Here is an 18,732-nt window from a genome sequence, read left to right as displayed (position 1 = left end):
CTCACACCTGCAGGACGGAGGAGACGAGGAGCTGCGTATAGGGCTCGCGGGGGTCGTCGAGCACTTGGTCGGTCAGCCCGGTCTCGATGACGCGGCCATGCCGCATCACCATGATCCGGTGCGAGATCAGGCGGGCGACGGCGAGGTCATGGGTGACGACGACCACGGCGAGGCCGAGATCGGCCACGAGGCCGCGCAGCAGGTCGAGCAGGCGGGCCTGGACGGAGACGTCGAGGCCGCCCGTGGGCTCGTCCATGAAGACGAGGCGAGGGGAGGTGACGAGGTTGCGGGCGATCTGCAGGCGCTGGCGCATGCCGCCGGAGAAGGAGCGCGGCGCGTCGTCGATCCGGTCGGCGTCGATCTCGACGCGGCCGAGCCAGTCGAGCGCGGTGTCGCGGATGTGGCCGTAGTGCCGCTCGCCGACGGCCATCAGCCGCTCGCCGACATTGGCACCGGCTGAGACAGACATGCGCAGGCCTTGGGATGCATCCTGGTGCACGAAGCCCCAGTCGGTCCGCATCAGGAAGCGGCGCTCGGCCTCGGTGAGCGAGCCGAGGTCGCGCATCACGCCGTCGCGCATGCGGTAGGAGACCCGCCCGGCCGTCGGCTGGAGCTGGGTGGAGAGGAGGCCCAGCAGCGTCGACTTGCCCGAGCCGGACTCGCCCACCACCGCCAGAACTTCCCCGGGGTACAGCATGAAGCCGACCTCGCGGCAACCGATGCGGGCGCCGTAGGACTTGCCGAGGTTTTCGGCGACGAGCAGGGGAAGGTCCTCGCCGGTGCTCATGGCCGGCCTCCCGCATCGCCGGCATGGCCGTCCGCCCGGCGCGTCTCGCAATGATCCGTGTCCGAGCACACGAACATCCGCCCGCCGCGGTCGTCGAGCACGACCTCGTCGAGATAGACGCCCTCGGCGCCGCACAGGGCGCAGGGCCTGTCGAAGCGGTTGACCTCGAAGGGATGGTCCTCGAAGTCGAGCGACACGACCTCGGTGTAGGGCGGGATGGCGTAGATGCGCTTCTCGCGGCCAGCGCCGAAGAGCTGCAGCGCGGCGGACATGTGCATCTTCGGATTGTCGAACTTCGGCGTCGGCGACGGGTCCATCAAATAGCGGCCCTGGACCTTCACCGGGTAGGCGTAGGTGGTCGCGATGTGGCCGTGGCGCGCGATGTCCTCGTAGAGCTTGACGTGCATCAGCCCGTATTCCTCGAGCGCGTGCATGGTGCGCGTCTCGGTCTCGCGCGGCTCGAGGAAGCGCAGCGGCTCGGGGATGGGCACCTGGTAGACCAGGATCTGGCCTTCCGAAAGCGGCGTCTCCGGGATGCGGTGGCGCGTCTGGATGATGGTCGCGGCCGTCGTCGACGTGGTGGTCGCCACACCGGCGGTGCGGGCGAAGAACTTGCGGATGGAGACCGCGTTCGTCGTGTCGTCCGAACCCTGGTCGATGACCTTGAGCACGTCGTCCGGGCCGATGACGGCCGCCGTCACCTGCACGCCGCCGGTGCCCCAGCCATAGGGCATGGGCATCTCGCGCGAGGCAAACGGCACTTGGTAGCCGGGGATGGCGATCGCCTTCAGGATCGCCCGCCTGATCATCCGCTTCGTCTGCTCGTCCAGATAGGCGAAGTTGTAGGTGGTCCGTGCGGCGCTCATTCCGCGGCCTCGCGGCGCCCATCGTCCGTCTTTTCCGCCCGTGCCGCTGCGTGTTCGGCCCGCAGCAGGCGCACGAGGCCGAGCTCGGCCTGGAAGTCGACGTAGTGCGGCAGCTTCAGGTGCTCGACGAAGCCGGTGGCCTGGACGTTGTCGGAGTGCGACAGCACGAACTCCTCGTCCTGCGCCGGGGCGACGCGGTCCTCGCCCAGTTCGCCCGCCCGCAGCGACCGGTCGACCAGCGCCATGGACATCGCCTTGCGCTCGGACTGGCCGAAGACGAGGCCGTAGCCGCGTGTGAACTGCGGAGGAGCGGCCGCACTGCCGGTGAACTGCGTGACCATCTCGCATTCCGTCACGGCAATGCGCCCCAGCGGGACCGCAAAGCCGAGTTCCGGCGGCACGAAGTCCACCTCGACGTCGCCATGCCGGATCTCGCCGACGAAGGGATGCGTCCGGCCGAAACCGCGCTGGGTGGAATAGGCGAGCGACAGGAGAAAGCCTTCGTCGCCGCGCGCGAGGTTTTGCAGGCGCAGGTCGCGGTCGGCGGGAAAGGACAGCGGCTCTCGCGTCAAATCGCCGACCGGGGCGTCCTGCACCGCTGGCGGATTGGCCTCGATCAGCCCTTCGCCGTCGAGGAGCGACGTGACGTGGGGGGCGTCCACCTCCGCCGCGCCAGCCATCCGCGCCGGCTCGGCGACCGAGGTGCCCTCAGCGAGGTCGAAGTCGATCAGCCGGTGCGTGTAGTCGAATGTGGGGCCCAGCACCTGTCCGCCCGGAAGATCCTTGTAGGTGGCGGAGATGCGCCGGCGGATCGTCATGGCGTCCGTCGCCAGCGGCTCGGAATGGCCGAAGCGGGGGAGGGTCGTGCGGAAGGCGCGGACGAGGAAGATCGCCTCGATCAGGTCTCCCCGCGCCTGCTTGATGGCCAGTGCCGCCAAGGCGGGGTCGTAGAGCGAGCCTTCGGCCATGACGCGGGCGACGCCAAGGGCCAGCTGCTCGCGGATCTGGTCGACGCCCAGCTCGGGCACGGCAGGGTCACCGCGGCGTTCGTGGGCGAGCAGTTCGTGTGCGTTGCCGATGGCCTTCTCGCCACCCTTGACCGCGACGTACATGAATGGATCAGGCCTCCACCATGGTCGAGCGCGGCAGGGCCGCTAGGCGGTTTCCTGCAACGAAGAGGAGGTCGACCCCGCGGGGGAACAGTGCGTGGTTGGCGGCGAGGCGGTGCGGCATGTCGGCGGGCAAGGGCCAGGCGCGGAACCGCGCGGCGCCGGCAATGCCGGGCCCGGCGATGCTCCAGCCGGCCGTCTCGTCAAAGTCCTGGACGGCGATGACGAGCGTGGCGCCGCGGTCGGGGTAGGAGAGATCTCCTTGCGCGAAGCTGGTGAAGTCCGGCAACTCCGCGCCACGCGGGAGAAAGGCGAAGTGGGCCGCTTCCAGCGTCGCCGTCACCGGTGCTCCGGTGTGGAAGGCGAGAAACGAGGTCACCGCGTCGTCGGCCGCCAATGCGGGATCCAGCCAGACGGGCGTCTCGAAATCGCAGAGCGCGAGCGCGATCGCGGCGGCTGCCGGCTCGAGCGCGTCGGGCGTGCCGGGGACAGCCTCGATCCGGCGCACGGTGCCTGGACGGGCCATGGCCATCATCACGCTTCGGAAGGCTGCCTGCGCGTCATGAACAGGCGAGCCGAAGCCGGGCTGAACGGCGGCGCTCATGGCTGATCCTCTCCGCGAACGAGGGTGAAGAAGTCGACACGGGTCGCTGCCGTGCGCTCGGCCGCGAGCGCCTGCTCCCCGGCCAGCCGGGCGGCGATCGGGGCGCAGAACACGGTTTCCAGCTCGTCGCCGCGGCCGGCCACGAAAGCGGCGTCCAGAACCGCGCCGAGCCTCGCCTTTTCCGCGTCGCGGCCCAGGACATAGGAAAAGCCGGTGGCACCGCCGTCCAGCCGGACGGCTGCCCGGGTCACGGTCGCTTCGCCCATGTTGAAGGGTGCCCCGTCGCCCCCGATGCGTCCCCGCACCATGACGAGCCCCGTCTCGGTTGGCCGCAGTTCGCGATAGGGAGGTGGGCCGAGCGCCTCGACCGCCGCTGCCAGCTCCCCGACGGAGGCCTCGGCGACGAGCGCCATGACGCGCTGCCTCTGAGCAGTGTCCGCGGTGGCGTCGCGACCGGATCGAGGGTCTTTCATGCCGCCCTGCTAGGGGCTTCGTCTGACAGTCCGATGACGGTTGTCACCGATCGTTTGCCGGGCTCGCCATGATCGCGGACCGCAGGCGCCCGGAGACGAAATCGATGACCGACACGGTGACGAGGACGAGCAGGACGAGGAAGGAGACGTGCTGCCACTCGAGCGTCTTGATCTCCTCGTAGAGATACTGACCGATGCCGCCGGCCCCCACGATGCCGATGATGGTCGCCGACCGGGTGTTGGACTCGAAGAAATAGAGCACCTGCCCCGCGATCACCGGCAGCACCTGCGGCAGAAGGCCGAAGCGCACCCCATGCAGATGGTTGCCGCCGGTCGAGGTGACGCCCTCGACGGCCTTCCTGTCAGCCGCTTCCACGGCTTCCGAGAAGAGCTTCCCGAAGGAGCCGAGATCCGACGTCATCACGGCCAGGACACCCGCGAAGGGGCCGAGGCCGACCACGTTGATCCAGATGAGCGCCCAGATCAGCGTGTCGACGCTTCGCACCGTGTCGAGGAAGCGCCGCGTGGCGAAGCGTGCCAACCAGTTCGGCAGGACGTTGCGGGCGGCGAGGAAGCCCAGCGGAAACGCGAGGATCGCCGCCAGCAGCGTGCCGAGGAAAGCAATGGCCAGCGTTTCGCCCAGCGAGCGGAGATAAAGCAGCAGCTTCTCGGTGGAGCTGAAGCTCGGCGGCAGCATCAGCCCGACGAAGTCGGCGAGGCGGGCAAAGCCGCCGAACACCCGTGCCCACGAGATGTCCAGCGTCGCGAAACCGTAGACGAAAACCGCCAGCGCGAGCGCGATGCTGCCCAGCATGATCGCGCGCCGACGCATGTTGGGGCGAAACACGTCGGGGTAGGTCGAGCGCAGGCGCTGCAGGTCGCTGCGCGCCGAGGCGCGCAGGAAGCTCGCGTCGCGATCCGGAGCGGCGCTCATCGGGAGGCCTCCCGGCCCAGCAGAGCATGGCGGACACGCTCGGTGAGCAGGTCGATGATTGCCACGGTGATGATGATGAGCACGATGATGGCGCTTACGTCGGAGTAGTAGAACTTGCGCACGGCTTCGAGCAGGTCCTGCCCGATGCCGCCGGCGCCGACGAAGCCCATCACGGCTGCACCGCGCACGTTGATCTCGAAGCGCAGCAGCGCGTAGCTGGCGAAGTTGGAGAGGATCTGTGGCACGACCGCAAACCGGACGGTCTGCACCCAGCCCGCTCCCGTCGCCGAGACGCCTTCCACCGGCTTCATGTCGATGTTCTCGACGACCTCGAAGAAGAGTTTGCCGAGCGCGCCCATGGTGTGGATGGCAAGGGCCAGTACGCCCGGCAAAGGGCCGAGGCCGAAGGCGACGACGAAGATCAGGGCGAAGACGAGTTCCGGTACCGTGCGGCAGAATTCGAGAAAGCGACGGACGCAGAACTTGATCGCCGGAGAGCGCACCAAGTTGTCGGCCGCGGCGAAGCACAGGAGAAAGCCGCCGAGCGCACCGAGCACAGTGCCGAGATAGGCGATGAGCAGCGTCTCGCCCATCAGCCTCAGCCACTTGCCAAGGCCCCAGAACCATTCGCGGACGTCGGTGAAGACAAGCTGGCCGTTGTCGAGGAAGAAGATGCGGCCGATATAGCTCGTGAACTTCCCGATGTTCGTGAAGAACACCAGGGGCCGCACCTCCGCCATCCAAGCCGATGCGAGCACGAGCGCGATGACGGCGGCGATGCCCACGAGCATGCGGCGGCGCTTGGCCGAGACTGCAGCGTCATAGGCGGCCGCGAGCGCGGCCGCCTGTGGATCAGGCAGTGTGGGGATGCTTAGAGCCATGGCAGAGCCCGGAATGACGCCTCGGACCGCGCGTCTTCAGACGCGCCTGCACCGGCAATGCCGAAAGTGCGGGTCGTAAGACGCGCGCTCCGGATGCAAGCGCACGGCATCGGCTCGCGTCCCGAAGTCAGCCGCTCTCAGGACGACTTCTTGCGCAGCGTGTCGACGAACTTGATCAGCTCGATGGTCTGGTCGTAGTCGCCGTTGGTCGCGGGCGCCCAGGGCTTGTTCTTGCCGTCCGAGATCTTGTCGAAGGCGGCCTTGTCCTTGGTCGGAGCGTCGAAGAAGGCCTTGCGGATCGCCGCCTTGGCGTCTTCGGGGAGGCTGGAGAGATACGTCGTCGGGCCGTTGATGATGGGCTGGGACTTGTGGATGATCCTGAAGTCCTCGTACTTCATCGGCGAGCCGTCGGCCTTCTTCAGCATGCCCTTGGTCAGCATGCGGTAGAGATAGCTGTCGTCATCGCTCGTCCAGGCGTTGGCGGCGACGTCGACGGTGCCCTGCGACAGGGCGAGCACGGCGTTCTCGTGGCTGCCGGCAAAGACGACCTTGTCGAAGAACTTCTCCGGCTCGATCTTCATCTTGTCGAGCTCGAAGCGCGGCACGTTGTTGCCGGAGGTCGAGTTGGGATCGACGAGGCCGAGGTTCTTGCCCTTCAGGTCGGCGATGGTCTTGTAGGGGCTGTCGGCCTTCACATAGAACACCGAATAGTAGCCCTTCGAGCCGTCATTGTTGACGTCGATGGCGAAGGCGTCGGTCTGCACGCCGGTGACGCGGGCGCGGGCGAAGCCGGCCGGGCCGTAATAGGCGATGTGGATGTTGCCCGAGCGCTGCCCCTCGATCATCGCGGCGTAGTCCTGCACGGTGCGGACCGTGACCTTCACGCCGAGTTCCTTCGAGAGATAGGCGGCGAACGGCGTGTAGCGGTCCATGACGCCACTGGCGTTCTCGGCCGGAACGATGGCGAAGACCAGCTCGGGATACTTGGCGCGCCAGTCCTCTGCAAAAGCCGGTGCGGCGGCAAAGGTGGCGCCCAGGGCGAGGGCGGCGACAACGTGGCGTCGGTTCAGCATGGGTTCGTCCTTTCGGGGATGAAGGGCAGACGGGGTCCGAGCCGCGGTCAGGCGGCGGATGGAACGGGGAGAGCGGCCGGTGACGGCGCGGCGGGGGCGTGCGCGTCCATGACGTCGCCGGCCTCCAGGCCATAGAGCTCGCGGGCGACGTCTTCGGTGAGAGCCTCCGGAACGTCGTCGAACACGACGCGGCCGCTGGCCATGCCGACCAGCCGGTCGCAATAGCTGCGGGCGAGGTCGAGGGAGTGCAGGTTGCACAGAACGGTGATGCCGAAATGACGGTTGATGCGCAGCAGCGCGTCCATCACCACTTTGGTGTTGCGCGGATCGAGCGACGCGATCGGTTCGTCGGCGAGGATGATCTTCGGCTCCTGCACGAGAGCCCTGGCAATTGCGACGCGCTGCTGCTGGCCGCCCGACAGGCTGTCGGCGCGCTGGGCCGCGAGCGAGGCGATGTCGAGCATTTCCAGCGCGGAAAGCGCGATGGCGCGGTCCTCCGGGGACCAGAGCCTGAGGACGGAGCCCAGCGTTCCTGCCTTGTTGAGGCGTCCGAGCAGGACGTTGGTCAGCACGTCGAGACGGCCGACGAGGTTGAACTGCTGGAAGATCATGGCGCAGTCGGCCCGCCAGTCTCTCAACGCCCGGCCGCGCAGGCCCGTGACGTCGACGCCGTCGGCCAGGATGCGGCCTGCAGTCGGCTCCTGCAGCCTGTTGATCATGCGCAGCAGCGTGGACTTGCCTGCGCCCGAACGGCCGATGACGCCGACAAAGGCTCCCTTGTCGACGGTGAGGTTAACGTCCTTCACCGCAGCCTTGGAGCCGAACGTGCGGCTCAGTCCCTCTATGGCAAGCATGCAAGCGCTCCGCGGAGTGGGCCTTGCGAGTCCGGTAGCGGGGCCGCGCAACGGTTTAGTGACACCGTCCACAGGCTTGAGCCGAGCCGTTCCGTCATGCGTTCGTCACAACGCGGTGGGAGCGCTGGCCGCCGGACCAGCCGGGCGGAGAACCCATGCCGAAGCTCTCGACCGAACCCCTCGTGCACGCCACGGCAATCACCAGCGGTTGCATCCTCGGCCGCTACACTGAGGTGGGTGCGCGGACGACGCTGCTTGAGACGGAACTCGGCGATTACAGCTACGTGGTCAACGACAGCGACATCGCCTATGCCCGGATCGGGCGCTTCTGCTCGATTGCCGCCCACACGCGGATCAACCCTGGCAACCACCCCATGCAGCGCGCCAGCCAGGCCCACTTCACCTACCGGGCGTCCGCCTACTTCGAGGGGGAAAGCGACGACGACGCCTTCTTCGCGTGGCGGCGCAGCTTTCCCGTGACGATCGGCCACGACGTGTGGATCGGCCACGGCGCCATCGTCCTGCCGGGGCGGTCCATCGGCACGGGAGCGGTCGTGGCGGCCGGCGCCGTCGTCACCAAGGACGTGCCGGCCTGGACCATCGTGGGTGGCAATCCCGCCCGTCCCATCCGGCGCCGCTTCGACGAGCGGGTCGCAGCGCGCCTCGAAGCGCTCGCGTGGTGGGAGTGGGATCACGAGCGGCTGCGCGAGGCCCTTCCTGCTTTCCGCTCCCTCCCGGCGGATGCGTTCTGCTCGCACTACGAGGAGAGCCGGGCGTGATCGGCGAAGCGCGCTACGCGGTGTACTTCGCGCCAGATCCCACCTCGGCGCTCTGGCGGTTCGGCAGCGCCGTCATCGGCTATGACGCCGCGACGGGCTTGGACCTGCCGCTTCTCGTTTGCAACGGCTGGGCGCCGGAAGCGTGGCTTGCGGCCACCGAGGAACCGCGCCGCTACGGCTTTCACGCCACGTTGAAGGCACCGTTCCGGCTGAGGGAGGGCCGCACGGAAGCGCAGCTTGTCCAGGCCCTCGCGGAGTTTGCGGCATCGCGGCCTCAGCCAGCGCCCGTGCCCCTGAAGGTCGAACTGGTGGACCGGTTTGTTGCGCTGATCCCGGCGGAGGACGCGCCGGACATCTCGGCCCTCGAAGCGGCTGTCCTGCACGCGTTCGAGCCGTTCCGGGCGCCATTGACCGCCCAGGAGCGGGATCGCCGCAGGCCGGAGACTCTCACGCCACGCCAGCTGCACGCGCTGGATCGGTGGGGTTACCCCCACGTGCTCGACGGTTTCCGGTTCCACATGACGCTGAGCGGCCGGCTCGAGCCCGACAGAGCCGCCGCAACACGCGACGCGCTCGCCAACCTCGCCGCAGATGCGGGGCTCGGACATCCTGCACCGGTGGACAAGCTCGCCCTGTTTCGCCAGGCCACGGCCGTGAGCCGGTTCACCATCGTCGCGGCAGAAACCCTGTCCAGCCCGGCCAAGGCCTGATCGCGCGCTGTCACAGCCCTGTCTCATGGCACGCGTACCGCGCCATCCCAGACGTCCCGTCGCGGGCGTGGTCTTCTGCGGCACAGGCACTTGATCAGCTCCAGGACTTCCGGCCCCACGACGCCCAGGCTGCTGGACGTGATCCGGTCAGGCTCTTCACAGCCGGGTAGACTCATGCCGACCCGGGTGCGGGCCTCTTGACGGGCGCGGGTTCGCTGCCCTTGTCTGGATCGCAGGAGCCGCGGAGCGCGCCCAATCCCGGAGCGCAAGGCTCGTCCGCGACCATGCCCTCTTCGCTCGAGGCGTTTCCCCTTGCAGACGACCGCTACAGCCGCGGGATCGTCTTCGGCTTCAGCTTCGACGAGGAGGGGAAGGCGCAGCCTCTTCCTCTCGGCGCTGCGCCGGACATCGCCGAGCCAGGGCCCGGCTACCTGTGGCTGCACGTCAATCTCGCCGACAATCGCGCGACGACGTGGCTGCACGGCCTCGATGCGCTTCCCGAGGAAGCCAAGGACGTGATGCTCGAGGCCGGCTCGCACGACCGCATCGATATCGCGGGTCACGTTTTGGCAGGTGCCTTTGTCGACATGCGCCTCGACTTCTCGAACGCGACGGAGGACATGGCGCAGCTGCGCTTCATCCTCGGGCCGCGCTTTCTGATCACCGGAAGGCGGCAATCCCTGCGCTCGATCGAGGCGACCCGTGCCTCGATTCTCGCGGGAACCGCGATCGACACCCCCATCGACCTCTTCGAGGCCATCGTGGACCGCGAAACCGATGCGCTCGCGACCGCGGCGACGCAACTGGCGCAGTCCGTGGACCGGATCGAGGACCGTATCCTCGGGGACCAGATCGACGACGAGCCGCAGAAGCTCGGCACGCTGCGGCGCCGTGCAGTCGGCCTTCACCGGCAGCTCGCGAGGCTGATGAGCCTGTTCCGGCGCGTCGAGCAGGCGCCGGCCTCGCGCCTGCCATCCGACATCAGGGCGGCTGCCGGGCGCATCGCGCAGCGCCTCGAATCGGTGAACCAGGAGGTGGTGTCCAGCCAGGACCGGGCCCGCCTCCTGCAGGACGAGGTGGCCGCGAAGATGGCGGCGCAAACAAACCGGCAGCTCTACGTGCTGTCGCTGCTCACCGCGGTGTTCCTGCCCGCCACGCTCGTCACCGGCCTCTTCGGCATGAACACGAAGGGGCTGCCTTGGGAGAGCGACGAACACGGCTTCCTGCTGGCCTCGCTCCTCGCCGGCGCAGCCGCGCTCCTGGTCTACGTCCTGCTGCGCCGCCTGACCGCCAGCCGCTGACAGTCCTCCCTCAGACTTTGATCCGCAGGTTGAACGTGGCGGCTCCTTTCGCGTTGTGCTCCAGCCGCGCCGGGTGGCGGAAAGGTCTTGTCTGATCTGGAGCACGGAAAGCGAGTGTCTCGGAGCCTCCCCCTCTCGTCGCAAGCGCACAGCACCGAAATCGCCAGGCTCCTTGCCGAGCTCGACTGGTCTCGTTCGCCGATCGGTGACCCCGAAGGCTGGCCTCAGAGCCTGAAGACGACCGTCGGTCTGATGCTGGCCGCGCAGGCACAGATCGTTCTGTTCTGGGGGCCGGAGTTCGTCGCCCTCTATAATGACTCCTATGCGCCGACGATCGGGGACAAGCATCCTCGCGCCCTCGGCCGCCCCGCCCGGGAGAACTGGGCAGAACTCTGGGACGATCTCGGGCCGCTTCTGCGCGACGTACGCAAGACGGGCAGGACGTTCTCCGCGAAAGACCGGCCGTTCTACATCGAGCGCCAGCGCGACCGGGGCGAAACGGTGTACTTCGACGTCTCCTACTCCCCGGTCCCCGAAGCGGACGGATCCGTCGCCGGCGTGCTCTGCATCGTCGCGGAGACGACGGCGCGCGTTTTGACCGAGCGGCGGCGGGAAGCGCTCCTCCAGCTCGACGAGCGCCTGCGCAACGTCACCGACACGGCCGAACTGTCGTTCACCGCTTCGCAGTTGCTGGGCGAGACGCTCGGCGCAGCGCGGGTCGGTTACGGCGTCATCGACGCTGCCGCAGGCACGGTCTCCGTCGAGCGCAACTGGAGCCGCCCCGGCGTCGCCGACGTCGCCGGCCACCATGACCTCGACGAATATGGCAGCTACTTCGAGTGTTTGCTCCGCGGCGAGGCGGTGGCCGTCACAGACGTTGCCACCGATCCGCGCACCTGCGCGAAGCCGGAAGCCTTCGTGCGGCTCGGCATCCGATCGTTCCTGGACATGCCCGTCGTCGAGGAGGGGCGCGGAGCGGCGATCCTTTTCGTGCACTCCGTCGGTCCCCGGGTCTGGACCGACGAGGAACACACGCTGGTGCGCGACTTCGCCGAGCGCACCCGCGCAGCCATCGCCCGGCGTGCGGCCGAGCGCGAGCTTCGCGAATACGCGTCACGGCTTGCGGCGGCCTTCAGCCAGGCTGCGGCGGGCTTCGCCGAGGGCGATCTTGACGGCAAGTTCTTCGCCGTCAACGACAGCTACTGCGAGATCGTCGGCCGTACACGCGAGGATCTTCTCTCCCTTCGCATGCAGGACATCACCCATCCCGACGACCTGCAGGTCAACCAGCCCCTGTTCCGGGCCGCGGCCGCCGGCGGCCCGGCTTTCGACATCGAGAAGCGATATATTCGCCCCGACGGTTCGGTCGTTTGGGTGCGCAACAGCGTCACCGGGGTGCGCGACGCCCATGACGAGGTGCGGTCCATGCTGGCCGTGTCGGTGGACATCACCTCGCGCAAGAACGCCGAGGCGGCCCTGCAGACGCTCAACGAAACCCTCGTCATGCAGGTCGCCGCGCGGTCGGCGGAGCGCGACCGCCTGTGGGACCTGTCCCAGGACATGCTCGCCCGTGCGGACTACACCGGCATGATGTCGGCGGTCAGCCCTGCCTGGGAGCGCGTGCTCGGCTGGAGCGAGAGCGAGTTGCTGAGCCGGGGCTATGCCTCCTTCATGCACCCCGACGACATGCCACCGACGCTGGAGGCCATCACCCGGATGAGCCAGACCATGCAACCGGCCCGCTTCGAGAACAGGATCGCCACCAGGGACGGCGGCTGGAAGCCCATCGAGTGGACCGTCGCGCCAGAACCCGACGGCTTCAACTTCATCGCCGTCGGACGCGACCTCAGCGAGGCCAAGGCCCGGGAGGCCGAACTTGCGGCGGCCCAGGAGCAATTGCGCCAGAGCCAGAAGCTCGAGAGCATGGGCCAGCTGACCGGGGGCGTCGCGCACGACTTCAACAACCTCCTCACGCCGATCCTTGGAACCCTCGACATGCTGCAGCGCGGCGGCGCCGGGGGAGAACGGGAGCGGCGCCTGATCGCGGGGGCGGTGCAGTCGGCCGAGCGCGCCCGCATCCTCGTCCAGCGGCTGCTCGCCTTCGCCCGCCGCCAGCCGCTCCAGGCGAGCCCGGTCGACCTCGCCAAGCTCGCGCACGGCATGGTCGAGCTCGTCGCGAGCACGACGGGACCGCAGATCGAGGTCGTCGTGGACGCCCCTGACGGGCTTCCGCTCGCCAACACAGATCCCAACCAGATCGAGATGGCGATCCTCAACCTTGCGGTGAACGCACGCGACGCCATGCCCCGCGGCGGCGTCCTTCGCATTGCGGTGTCGGCGGAAAACGTGGGGACCCGGCATCACTGCCGTCTCGCGCCAGGCCGGTATCTCTGCATGTCCGTCGCCGACACGGGCACCGGCATGGACGGAGCGACGCTGGCGCGCGCCGTCGAGCCCTTCTTCTCCACGAAGGGTATCGGGAAGGGCACCGGGCTGGGACTGTCGATGGTCCATGGTCTGGCTTCGCAGCTCGGCGGGGCACTGGCCATTCGCAGCGCGCCGGGGGACGGCACCTGCGTCGAGCTTTGGCTGCCGCAGAGCGACGATGCCGCCCCGGCTGCGGAGCCGGATGCCGTGGTGATCTCGCCGCAGGACCGGCGACGATCCGTCCTGCTCGTCGACGACGAGGAACTCGTGCGCCTCAGCACGGCCGACATGCTGTCCGAGCTCGGCTACGAGGTCAGGGAGGCTTCGTCGGGGGAAGAGGCGCTCAAGCTGCTGGAACGCGGATTTGCTCCGGATATCCTCGTGACCGACCATCTCATGCCCGGCATGTCCGGGACCGAGCTCGCCCGCCTCGTGCGCCAGAGGTCGCCCGACATCCGCACGCTGATCGTCTCGGGCTACGCGGAGACCGACGGCATTGCTCTCGACCTGCCGCGCCTGACCAAGCCGTTCAGGAACATCGAGCTGGCGGCCTGCCTGTCCGATCTGCACTGAGACGCGGGCCAGCGTCCATAGCTCTGCCGGCGTACACGAGGGGCCGAAAAACCACCCCGTGCGATCAGTCCCCCTGCTCGTAAAAGCTCTCCTCGTTCGGGAAGGCCGGACCAGGCGCGTGCCGACCCAGGTAGGCCTTGAAGGTCGCCTCGAAGAACAATGAGGGCTTCATCTCGCGAGACAGGGTGTCGATGCGCCGCTGGAGGTCGGCCACGATCTCGGGATGATCCGCCGCGACGTTCGTCGCCTCTCCGGGGTCCTGCGGAATGTTGAAGAGTTCGAGCTTCGCGGGGAGGGGGGTCCGCCACATGAGCTTCCAGTCGCCCTGGCGGACGGCTCCGCGAAACATCTCGACGTTGTAGACGATCTCGGAACGCGGCGAGGCCGCGCCCTCGCTGATCGTGCTCCAGACATCCTTGCCGTCGAGGGGCTTCGCCCCCGAGGTGCTGGCCCCGGCGAGACCTGCCAGAGTCGGCAGCATGTCCACCACATGAATCGGCTCGGTAGACTTGCGAGGCTTGATGCGGCCGGGCCAGTTCGCCAGCGCCACGGCGCGCGTCCCGCCCTCGTAGAGCGACCCTTTTCCGTCGCGGAACGGGGCATTGCTCGCCGGGAGGTCGCCCTTTGTCGCGATCTGGCCAGCGAAGGCGGCCGACTTCACGCCGCCATTGTCGCTGTGGAAGACGACCAGCGTGTTGTCGCGCATGCCCTTGCGCTGCAACGCCGCCAGCACGCCGGCGATCTGGTCGTCCATCGCGGAGACCATCGCCGCGTAGGTGCGCCGGTTCTCGTCCTTGATGGACGAGTAGCGCTCCAAATACTCCGGCGGCACCTGGAGCGGGGTGTGAGGGGCCGTAAATGCGAGGTACATGAACATTGGCCGCTTGGGATCGTGCGCCTCGATGTAGCGCACCGCATCCTTGCCGAGCAGAGTCGTCACGTAGCCCGGTTCCTGGAGAAGGCGGTCGTTGCGATACCAGTCCGTGACGCCGTGCACCTTGTGGGTGAAGTAGTCGATCTCGCCGATGAGGGCGCCGTACTGGTAGTCGAACCCGCGCTGGCGCGGCCAGAGCTGGCGATCGGCGTGGCCGAGGTGCCACTTCCCAATGATTGCAGTGTCGTAGCCCGCTTCCTTCAACATCTGCGGCAGCAGCTTTTCGTCGAGCGGAATGCCGTAGCTCTGCTCCGGGAGGATGACGAAGCTCTGCAGCCCGTAACGCAGCGGATACCGGCCGGTCATCAGCGCAGCCCGAGTCGGCGTGCACATGGGCTGGACGTAGAACTGGTCGAGCGTGGCGCCCTCGTTGGCCAACTGGTCGAGGGTCGGCGTCTTGATCTCGGCGCCATGAAAGCCGACGTCGGCCCAGCCGAGGTCGTCCGCGACGATGTAGAGGATGTTGGGCTTGGCTGCCGACTGGGCCCGCGCCTCCCGTGTTCCGGTTGCGGCCAGGCCTGCGGTGACCATGGCGAGAACGGCGGCGAACTGGAGCAGGCGGCGCATGTCTCGACTCGTGCAAGGGAAGATCCATCAAGCCTAAGCCGCCGCCATTTCAGGCGCTAGCTGCACCTTGGGGTTTTCAAAAGTGATGACGCAACCGGCTGTAGCCGCTCGTGCCACAGCAGTGCAATCGGCCAGGAGCTGGATCGGGATGGACGGCAATGGCCGGCCGCCGGGGGATCCCGGCATGCCGCTATTCGGCGAAGGGGTCGAAGCTCATGCTGTCCTCCAGCTGGAGCCGGTCCCGGCGGGGTCAGTCCAGCTCCTGCACGCCGCCGCCGCTCACGGTCAGCACCTGGCCGCTGATCCAGCTTGCTGCGCGCGAGCACAGGAAGAGCGCGGCATTGGCGATGTCGGATGGCTCTCCCAGGCGGCTGAGCGGCGTGTGCCGGAGCATGGCGCTCTCGATCGCGGGCGTGAGCACGGATGCGAGCGCCTGCGTGCGGATGGCGCCGGGGGCGATGGCGTTGACGCGGATGTTCTTTGGCCCGAGGTCGAAGGCGGCGTTGCGGGTGAGGTGGTTCACCGCGGCCTTCGACGACCCGTAGGAGGACATGCGCTCGTTCTTGTTCTCGCCCGCCATGGATGAGATGTTGAGCACTGCGCCGTGCCCGGCTGCCGCCATGTGGGGCGCCGCGAGCTGGGTCAGCCTGAACAGCGAGAAGACGTTGAGCTCGTAGGCCCAGCGGAAATCGGCCATCGGCATGTCGAAGGGCTTGGGGCCGCCGCCTCCGGCATTGTTGACCAGCACGGTCAGGCTCCCGAACGTGCCGGTCGCGGCCCGCACAGCCGCCTCCAGCTGGTCCTCCTTGGTCACGTCGCAGGCCTGCGCGAGGGCGCGGCCTCCGCTGTCCACGATCTCCCGGGCCACGGCCGTGGCCTCGTCGGCGCCCCGGTCGGTCACGACGACGCTGGCGCCTGCGGCAGCGAAGGTGATGGCGATCTCACGCCCGATACCGGCGCCTGCCCCGGTGACCAGGGCGACATCCCCATCGAGACGAAACAACGACGGATCGTACATGCGGCCTCCCTCGGTCAACCTCCTCAGTCCGGGGCGGAGACACAAGGGGCGGGGCGCTCACATTGGGCGGCCCGGCATCCGTATGAAAACGTAGCGCTCAGGTCTTGGCGCACAAAGGCAAGTTGAGCGGATTGGATTGCTGTAGCTTGAGCAGGCCGAGCTGCCTGACCGGCGGCGCGGCGCCGGCTTGCGCTGGAGTGCCCGGGGAGGGCGCCACGTCGTCGCACCCCGGCAGAACCCGGCACACATCACCAAGGACGGGGATCAACATGTCTCGGACAACGCATCTCGCGCGAACGCTGGCCGTCGCCGCCCTGATGGCGGCGGGGCCCTTTGTTGCAACCGCTCGCAGCCAGGACATGCTGAGCCCTTCGGTTCAGGCCAGCGACATCCGCGGCACACCGGGTTCGCCCAGCGCCGTGATGACATTGCCTGGCCTCCAGCTGCCGGCGCCGACGCCGCAGTTCTCCGGCGCCATCCAGCCCAACGCCGTCGACAGCGCGCCGGCCTGGCCGCCGCAGGTCATGCCTCCTGCCGGGGCACCCAACGTGCTTCTCATCCTGACGGACGATGTCGGCTTCGGCGCGCCGTCCACCTTCGGTGGGGTGATCCCGACCCCGACGCTGGACGAAGTGGCCAATCAGGGCCTGCGCTACACCACCTTCCACACCACCGCGCTCTGCTCGCCGACCCGTGCAGCCCTGTTGACGGGCCGCAACCACCACAATGTCGGCTTCGGCAACATCAGCGAGCTGTCGACGGGCTTCCCCGGCTACAATTCCATCATTCCCCGCGAGACGGCGACGCTTGCGGCCATCCTGAAGCAGAACGGCTACTCCACCGCCTGGTTCGGCAAGGACCACAACGTCCCGCCATGGGAGGCGAGCACGGCCGGGCCGTTCACCAACTGGCCTGTCGGCCAGGGCTTCGACTATTTCTACGGCTTCGTTGGCGGTGACACGAGCCAGTGGCAGCCCGGCAACCTGTTCCGCAACACCACCCCGATCCACCCCTATGTTGGCCAGCCCGGCTGGAACCTGATCACCGCGATGGCTGACGACGCCATCGACCACATCCGCAACAATTCCGAAATCGCGCCGAACCGGCCGTGGTTCATCCACTACGCGCCGGGCGGTACGCATGCGCCCCACCATCCCACCAAGGAGTGGGTGGAGAAAATCGAGGCCATGCACCTCTTCGACGATGGCTGGGAAAAGCTGCGCGAGCGCATCTTCGCGAACCAGAAGAAGCTCGGCGTGATCCCCGCCAACGCGGTCCTGCCGCCGTGGCCCTCCGACATGCTGAAGCCCTGGGACACGCTGACGGATCTCGAGAAGAAGCTGTTCATCCGCCAGGCCGACATCTACGCCGCCTACCTCGCCTATACCGACCACGAGATCGGCCGGGTGATCGACGAGGTGAAGCGGCAGGGACAACTCGACAACACGGTCGTGATCTACATCAGCGGCGACAACGGCTCGTCGGCGGAGGGCTCGGTCAACGGAACGCCCAACGAGGTGATGTACTTCAACGGCGTGGCGCTCGACGCCGAGAAGCAGATGCCCTGGTACGACGCCTGGGGCACGGACCAGACCTACAACCACATGGCGGTCGGCTGGACCTGGGCCTTCGGCACGCCCTACCGCTGGACCAAGCAGGTCGCCTCGCATTTCGGCGGCACCCGCAACGGCATGGCCATCTCGTGGCCCGCGAAGATCACGGACAAGGGCGGCATCCGCTCCCAGTTCCACCACGTGATCGACATCGCGCCGACCCTTCTCGACCTGATCGGCATCCCGCAACCCAACGAGGTGAACGGCATCGCCCAAAGGCCGATGGACGGCGTGTCGATGGCCTACACGATCCCGGCGGAGAACAAGGCCGCGCTGTCGACCCACAAGACCCAGTACTTCGAGATCCTCGGCAACCGGGCGATCTACAATGACGGCTGGATCGCCAGCACCACGCCGCCCGTGCCGCCATGGGCCAGCATCGCGGCGCCGCGCCCGTCGGACGTGATGAACGGCTATTCCTGGGAGCTCTACAAGCTGGCGGACGACCCCACCCAGATGAACGACCTCGCCAAGGTGGAACCGGCCAAGCTGCAGGCCATGAGGGAGCTCTTCACCATGGAGGGCCAGAAGTACCAGGTCTTCCCGCTGAACAACTCTATCGCTGCCATGGTGACACAGCGGCCGGGGCCGACGGCGGGGCGCAAGCGCTTCGTCTACTCGGGCCCGTCCTGCTGCACGCAGGCCAATGCGGCGCCCGGCATCCTCAACCGCTCGTTCAGGATCACGGCAGACGTCACCGTGCCCGCCGACGGCGGAAACGGGGTGCTGGTGACGCAGGGCGGCCGTTTTGCGGGGTGGGGGCTCTACCTGAAGGACGGGAAGCCGACCTTTACCTTCAACCTGCTCAACCTGGAAAGGCCGAAGTGGCAGGCGAAGGAGGCCTTGGGCGCCGGCAAGCACACGATCGTCTTCGACTTCGCGCTCGACCAGAAGGGCGAGATCCCGTTCGGCCATGGCGGGACCGGCGTGCTGTCCGTGGACGGAAAGGACGCCGCGACGATCACGCTGCCTCACACGACGCCGTTCACCTTCGCCTGGGACGAGACCTTCGATATCGGCATGGATACCGGCACGCCGGTCGACGACAAGGACTACCAGGTCCCGGCGAACTTCACCGGCCAGATCGGATCGATTGCCGTCGATCTCGGCGAGGGACCGGTGTCGCTCGAGTCGATGACGGCCTGGATGAAGGCGATCTCCAGCCGGGACGTCGAGCGTCCCGCAGCTGGCGTGGCTCCCAGCAAGCCTTGACGAGGTGAATGCCCGGC

Annotated in this window: 16 protein-coding genes; 5 read left to right on the top strand and 11 right to left on the bottom strand. The window is 67.8% G+C overall.

Annotation, left to right across the window (positions count from 1 at the left end; all coding sequences use genetic code 11):
* Position 1: 1 nt before the first annotated feature.
* The 9 genes from phnK to phnC form a co-directional block, all read right to left on the bottom strand.
* On the bottom strand, positions 2-787 hold the full coding sequence (gene phnK / locus AC5JCN_RS09820) for a phosphonate C-P lyase system protein PhnK (protein ID WP_495754846.1): 786 nt from the start codon (positions 785-787) through the stop codon (positions 2-4).
* On the bottom strand, positions 784-1,653 hold the full coding sequence (locus AC5JCN_RS09815) for an alpha-D-ribose 1-methylphosphonate 5-phosphate C-P-lyase PhnJ (RefSeq protein ID WP_495754845.1): 870 nt from the start codon (positions 1,651-1,653) through the stop codon (positions 784-786). Before AC5JCN_RS09815 ends, phnK begins: the two co-directional genes overlap by 4 nt.
* Positions 1,650-2,765, bottom strand: coding sequence for a carbon-phosphorus lyase complex subunit (locus AC5JCN_RS09810; protein ID WP_495754844.1), 1,116 nt, complete (start codon positions 2,763-2,765; stop codon positions 1,650-1,652). The genes AC5JCN_RS09815 and AC5JCN_RS09810 overlap by 4 nt, the downstream gene beginning before the upstream one ends.
* Before the next feature lie 7 nt (positions 2,766-2,772).
* On the bottom strand, positions 2,773-3,366 hold the full coding sequence (gene phnH, locus AC5JCN_RS09805; RefSeq protein ID WP_495754843.1) for a phosphonate C-P lyase system protein PhnH: 594 nt from the start codon (positions 3,364-3,366) through the stop codon (positions 2,773-2,775).
* Positions 3,363-3,839: a phosphonate C-P lyase system protein PhnG gene (gene phnG / locus AC5JCN_RS09800; RefSeq protein ID WP_495754842.1), complete on the bottom strand. Its 477-nt coding sequence runs from the start codon at positions 3,837-3,839 to the stop codon at positions 3,363-3,365. Before phnG ends, phnH begins: the two co-directional genes overlap by 4 nt.
* A 43-nt stretch (positions 3,840-3,882) precedes the next feature.
* The gene (phnE, locus tag AC5JCN_RS09795) at positions 3,883-4,773 is read right to left on the bottom strand and encodes a phosphonate ABC transporter, permease protein PhnE (protein WP_495754841.1); all 891 of its coding nucleotides are present in this window, start codon (positions 4,771-4,773) and stop codon (positions 3,883-3,885) included.
* Complete coding sequence (gene phnE, locus AC5JCN_RS09790) at positions 4,770-5,654, bottom strand: phosphonate ABC transporter, permease protein PhnE (protein WP_495754840.1); 885 nt, start codon at positions 5,652-5,654, stop codon at positions 4,770-4,772. Before phnE (AC5JCN_RS09790) ends, phnE (AC5JCN_RS09795) begins: the two co-directional genes overlap by 4 nt.
* Before the next feature lie 137 nt (positions 5,655-5,791).
* Entirely contained in the window at positions 5,792-6,727 is a 936-nt protein-coding gene (phnD, locus tag AC5JCN_RS09785; protein ID WP_495754839.1) for a phosphonate ABC transporter substrate-binding protein, read from the bottom strand.
* A 47-nt stretch (positions 6,728-6,774) separates the two neighbouring features.
* Positions 6,775-7,581, bottom strand: a complete 807-nt coding sequence (gene phnC / locus AC5JCN_RS09780) for a phosphonate ABC transporter ATP-binding protein (protein WP_495754838.1) — start codon at positions 7,579-7,581, stop codon at positions 6,775-6,777.
* 155 nt (positions 7,582-7,736) lie between these two features.
* On the opposite strand from phnC, the gene AC5JCN_RS09775 reads away from it, so the two are divergent.
* The 4 genes from AC5JCN_RS09775 (at position 7,737) to AC5JCN_RS09760 (ending at position 13,371) form a co-directional block, all read left to right on the top strand.
* Entirely contained in the window at positions 7,737-8,360 is a 624-nt protein-coding gene (locus AC5JCN_RS09775) for a DapH/DapD/GlmU-related protein (protein ID WP_495754837.1), read from the top strand.
* A complete protein-coding gene (locus AC5JCN_RS09770) occupies positions 8,357-9,070 on the top strand; it encodes a DUF1045 domain-containing protein (protein WP_495754836.1) in 714 nt (237 codons plus the stop codon). Before AC5JCN_RS09775 ends, AC5JCN_RS09770 begins: the two co-directional genes overlap by 4 nt.
* 284 nt (positions 9,071-9,354) lie before the next feature.
* The gene (locus tag AC5JCN_RS09765) at positions 9,355-10,371 is read left to right on the top strand and encodes a CorA family divalent cation transporter (protein WP_495754835.1); all 1,017 of its coding nucleotides are present in this window, start codon (positions 9,355-9,357) and stop codon (positions 10,369-10,371) included.
* 114 nt (positions 10,372-10,485) lie between these two features.
* Positions 10,486-13,371, top strand: a complete 2,886-nt coding sequence (locus AC5JCN_RS09760; protein ID WP_495754834.1) for a PAS domain S-box protein — start codon at positions 10,486-10,488, stop codon at positions 13,369-13,371.
* A gap of 64 nt (positions 13,372-13,435) precedes the next feature.
* Here the strand turns inward: AC5JCN_RS09760 and AC5JCN_RS09755 are convergent, their stop codons facing one another.
* Together AC5JCN_RS09755 and hdhA are read right to left on the bottom strand one after the other, a co-directional pair.
* Positions 13,436-14,872, bottom strand: a complete 1,437-nt coding sequence (locus tag AC5JCN_RS09755; RefSeq protein ID WP_495754833.1) for an arylsulfatase B — start codon at positions 14,870-14,872, stop codon at positions 13,436-13,438.
* Positions 14,873-15,122: 250 nt separating this feature from the next.
* Entirely contained in the window at positions 15,123-15,890 is a 768-nt protein-coding gene (gene hdhA, locus AC5JCN_RS09750) for a 7-alpha-hydroxysteroid dehydrogenase (protein WP_495754832.1), read from the bottom strand.
* 359 nt (positions 15,891-16,249) lie between these two features.
* Between hdhA and AC5JCN_RS09745 the strand changes: the two genes are divergently transcribed.
* Positions 16,250-18,715: an arylsulfatase gene (locus AC5JCN_RS09745; RefSeq protein WP_495754962.1), complete on the top strand. Its 2,466-nt coding sequence runs from the start codon at positions 16,250-16,252 to the stop codon at positions 18,713-18,715.
* Positions 18,716-18,732 lie beyond the last annotated feature (17 nt).

The sequence above is a fragment of the Alsobacter sp. genome (assembly GCF_059501845.1).
Note: the sequence above shows the minus strand (reverse complement) of the source record. Positions and strands in the feature narration are given on the sequence as shown.

What these genes read in the sequence shown, in the direction of transcription:
- AC5JCN_RS09815 (WP_495754845.1), bottom strand. Translation starts at nt 1,653, where the DNA reads ATGAGCGCCGCACGGACCACCTACAACTTCGCCTATCTGGACGAGCAG.
- phnK (WP_495754846.1), bottom strand. Translation starts at nt 787, where the DNA reads ATGAGCACCGGCGAGGACCTTCCCCTGCTCGTCGCCGAAAACCTCGGC.
- AC5JCN_RS09775 (WP_495754837.1), top strand. Translation starts at nt 7,737, where the DNA reads ATGCCGAAGCTCTCGACCGAACCCCTCGTGCACGCCACGGCAATCACC.
- AC5JCN_RS09745 (WP_495754962.1), top strand. Translation starts at nt 16,250, where the DNA reads ATGCTGAGCCCTTCGGTTCAGGCCAGCGACATCCGCGGCACACCGGGT.
- AC5JCN_RS09755 (WP_495754833.1), bottom strand. Translation starts at nt 14,872, where the DNA reads ATGCGCCGCCTGCTCCAGTTCGCCGCCGTTCTCGCCATGGTCACCGCA.
- phnD (WP_495754839.1), bottom strand. Translation starts at nt 6,727, where the DNA reads ATGCTGAACCGACGCCACGTTGTCGCCGCCCTCGCCCTGGGCGCCACC.
- phnH (WP_495754843.1), bottom strand. Translation starts at nt 3,366, where the DNA reads ATGAGCGCCGCCGTTCAGCCCGGCTTCGGCTCGCCTGTTCATGACGCG.
- hdhA (WP_495754832.1), bottom strand. Translation starts at nt 15,890, where the DNA reads ATGTACGATCCGTCGTTGTTTCGTCTCGATGGGGATGTCGCCCTGGTC.
- phnC (WP_495754838.1), bottom strand. Translation starts at nt 7,581, where the DNA reads ATGCTTGCCATAGAGGGACTGAGCCGCACGTTCGGCTCCAAGGCTGCG.
- phnE (WP_495754841.1), bottom strand. Translation starts at nt 4,773, where the DNA reads ATGAGCGCCGCTCCGGATCGCGACGCGAGCTTCCTGCGCGCCTCGGCG.
- AC5JCN_RS09765 (WP_495754835.1), top strand. Translation starts at nt 9,355, where the DNA reads ATGCCCTCTTCGCTCGAGGCGTTTCCCCTTGCAGACGACCGCTACAGC.
- phnG (WP_495754842.1), bottom strand. Translation starts at nt 3,839, where the DNA reads ATGAAAGACCCTCGATCCGGTCGCGACGCCACCGCGGACACTGCTCAG.
- phnE (WP_495754840.1), bottom strand. Translation starts at nt 5,654, where the DNA reads ATGGCTCTAAGCATCCCCACACTGCCTGATCCACAGGCGGCCGCGCTC.
- AC5JCN_RS09810 (WP_495754844.1), bottom strand. Translation starts at nt 2,765, where the DNA reads ATGTACGTCGCGGTCAAGGGTGGCGAGAAGGCCATCGGCAACGCACAC.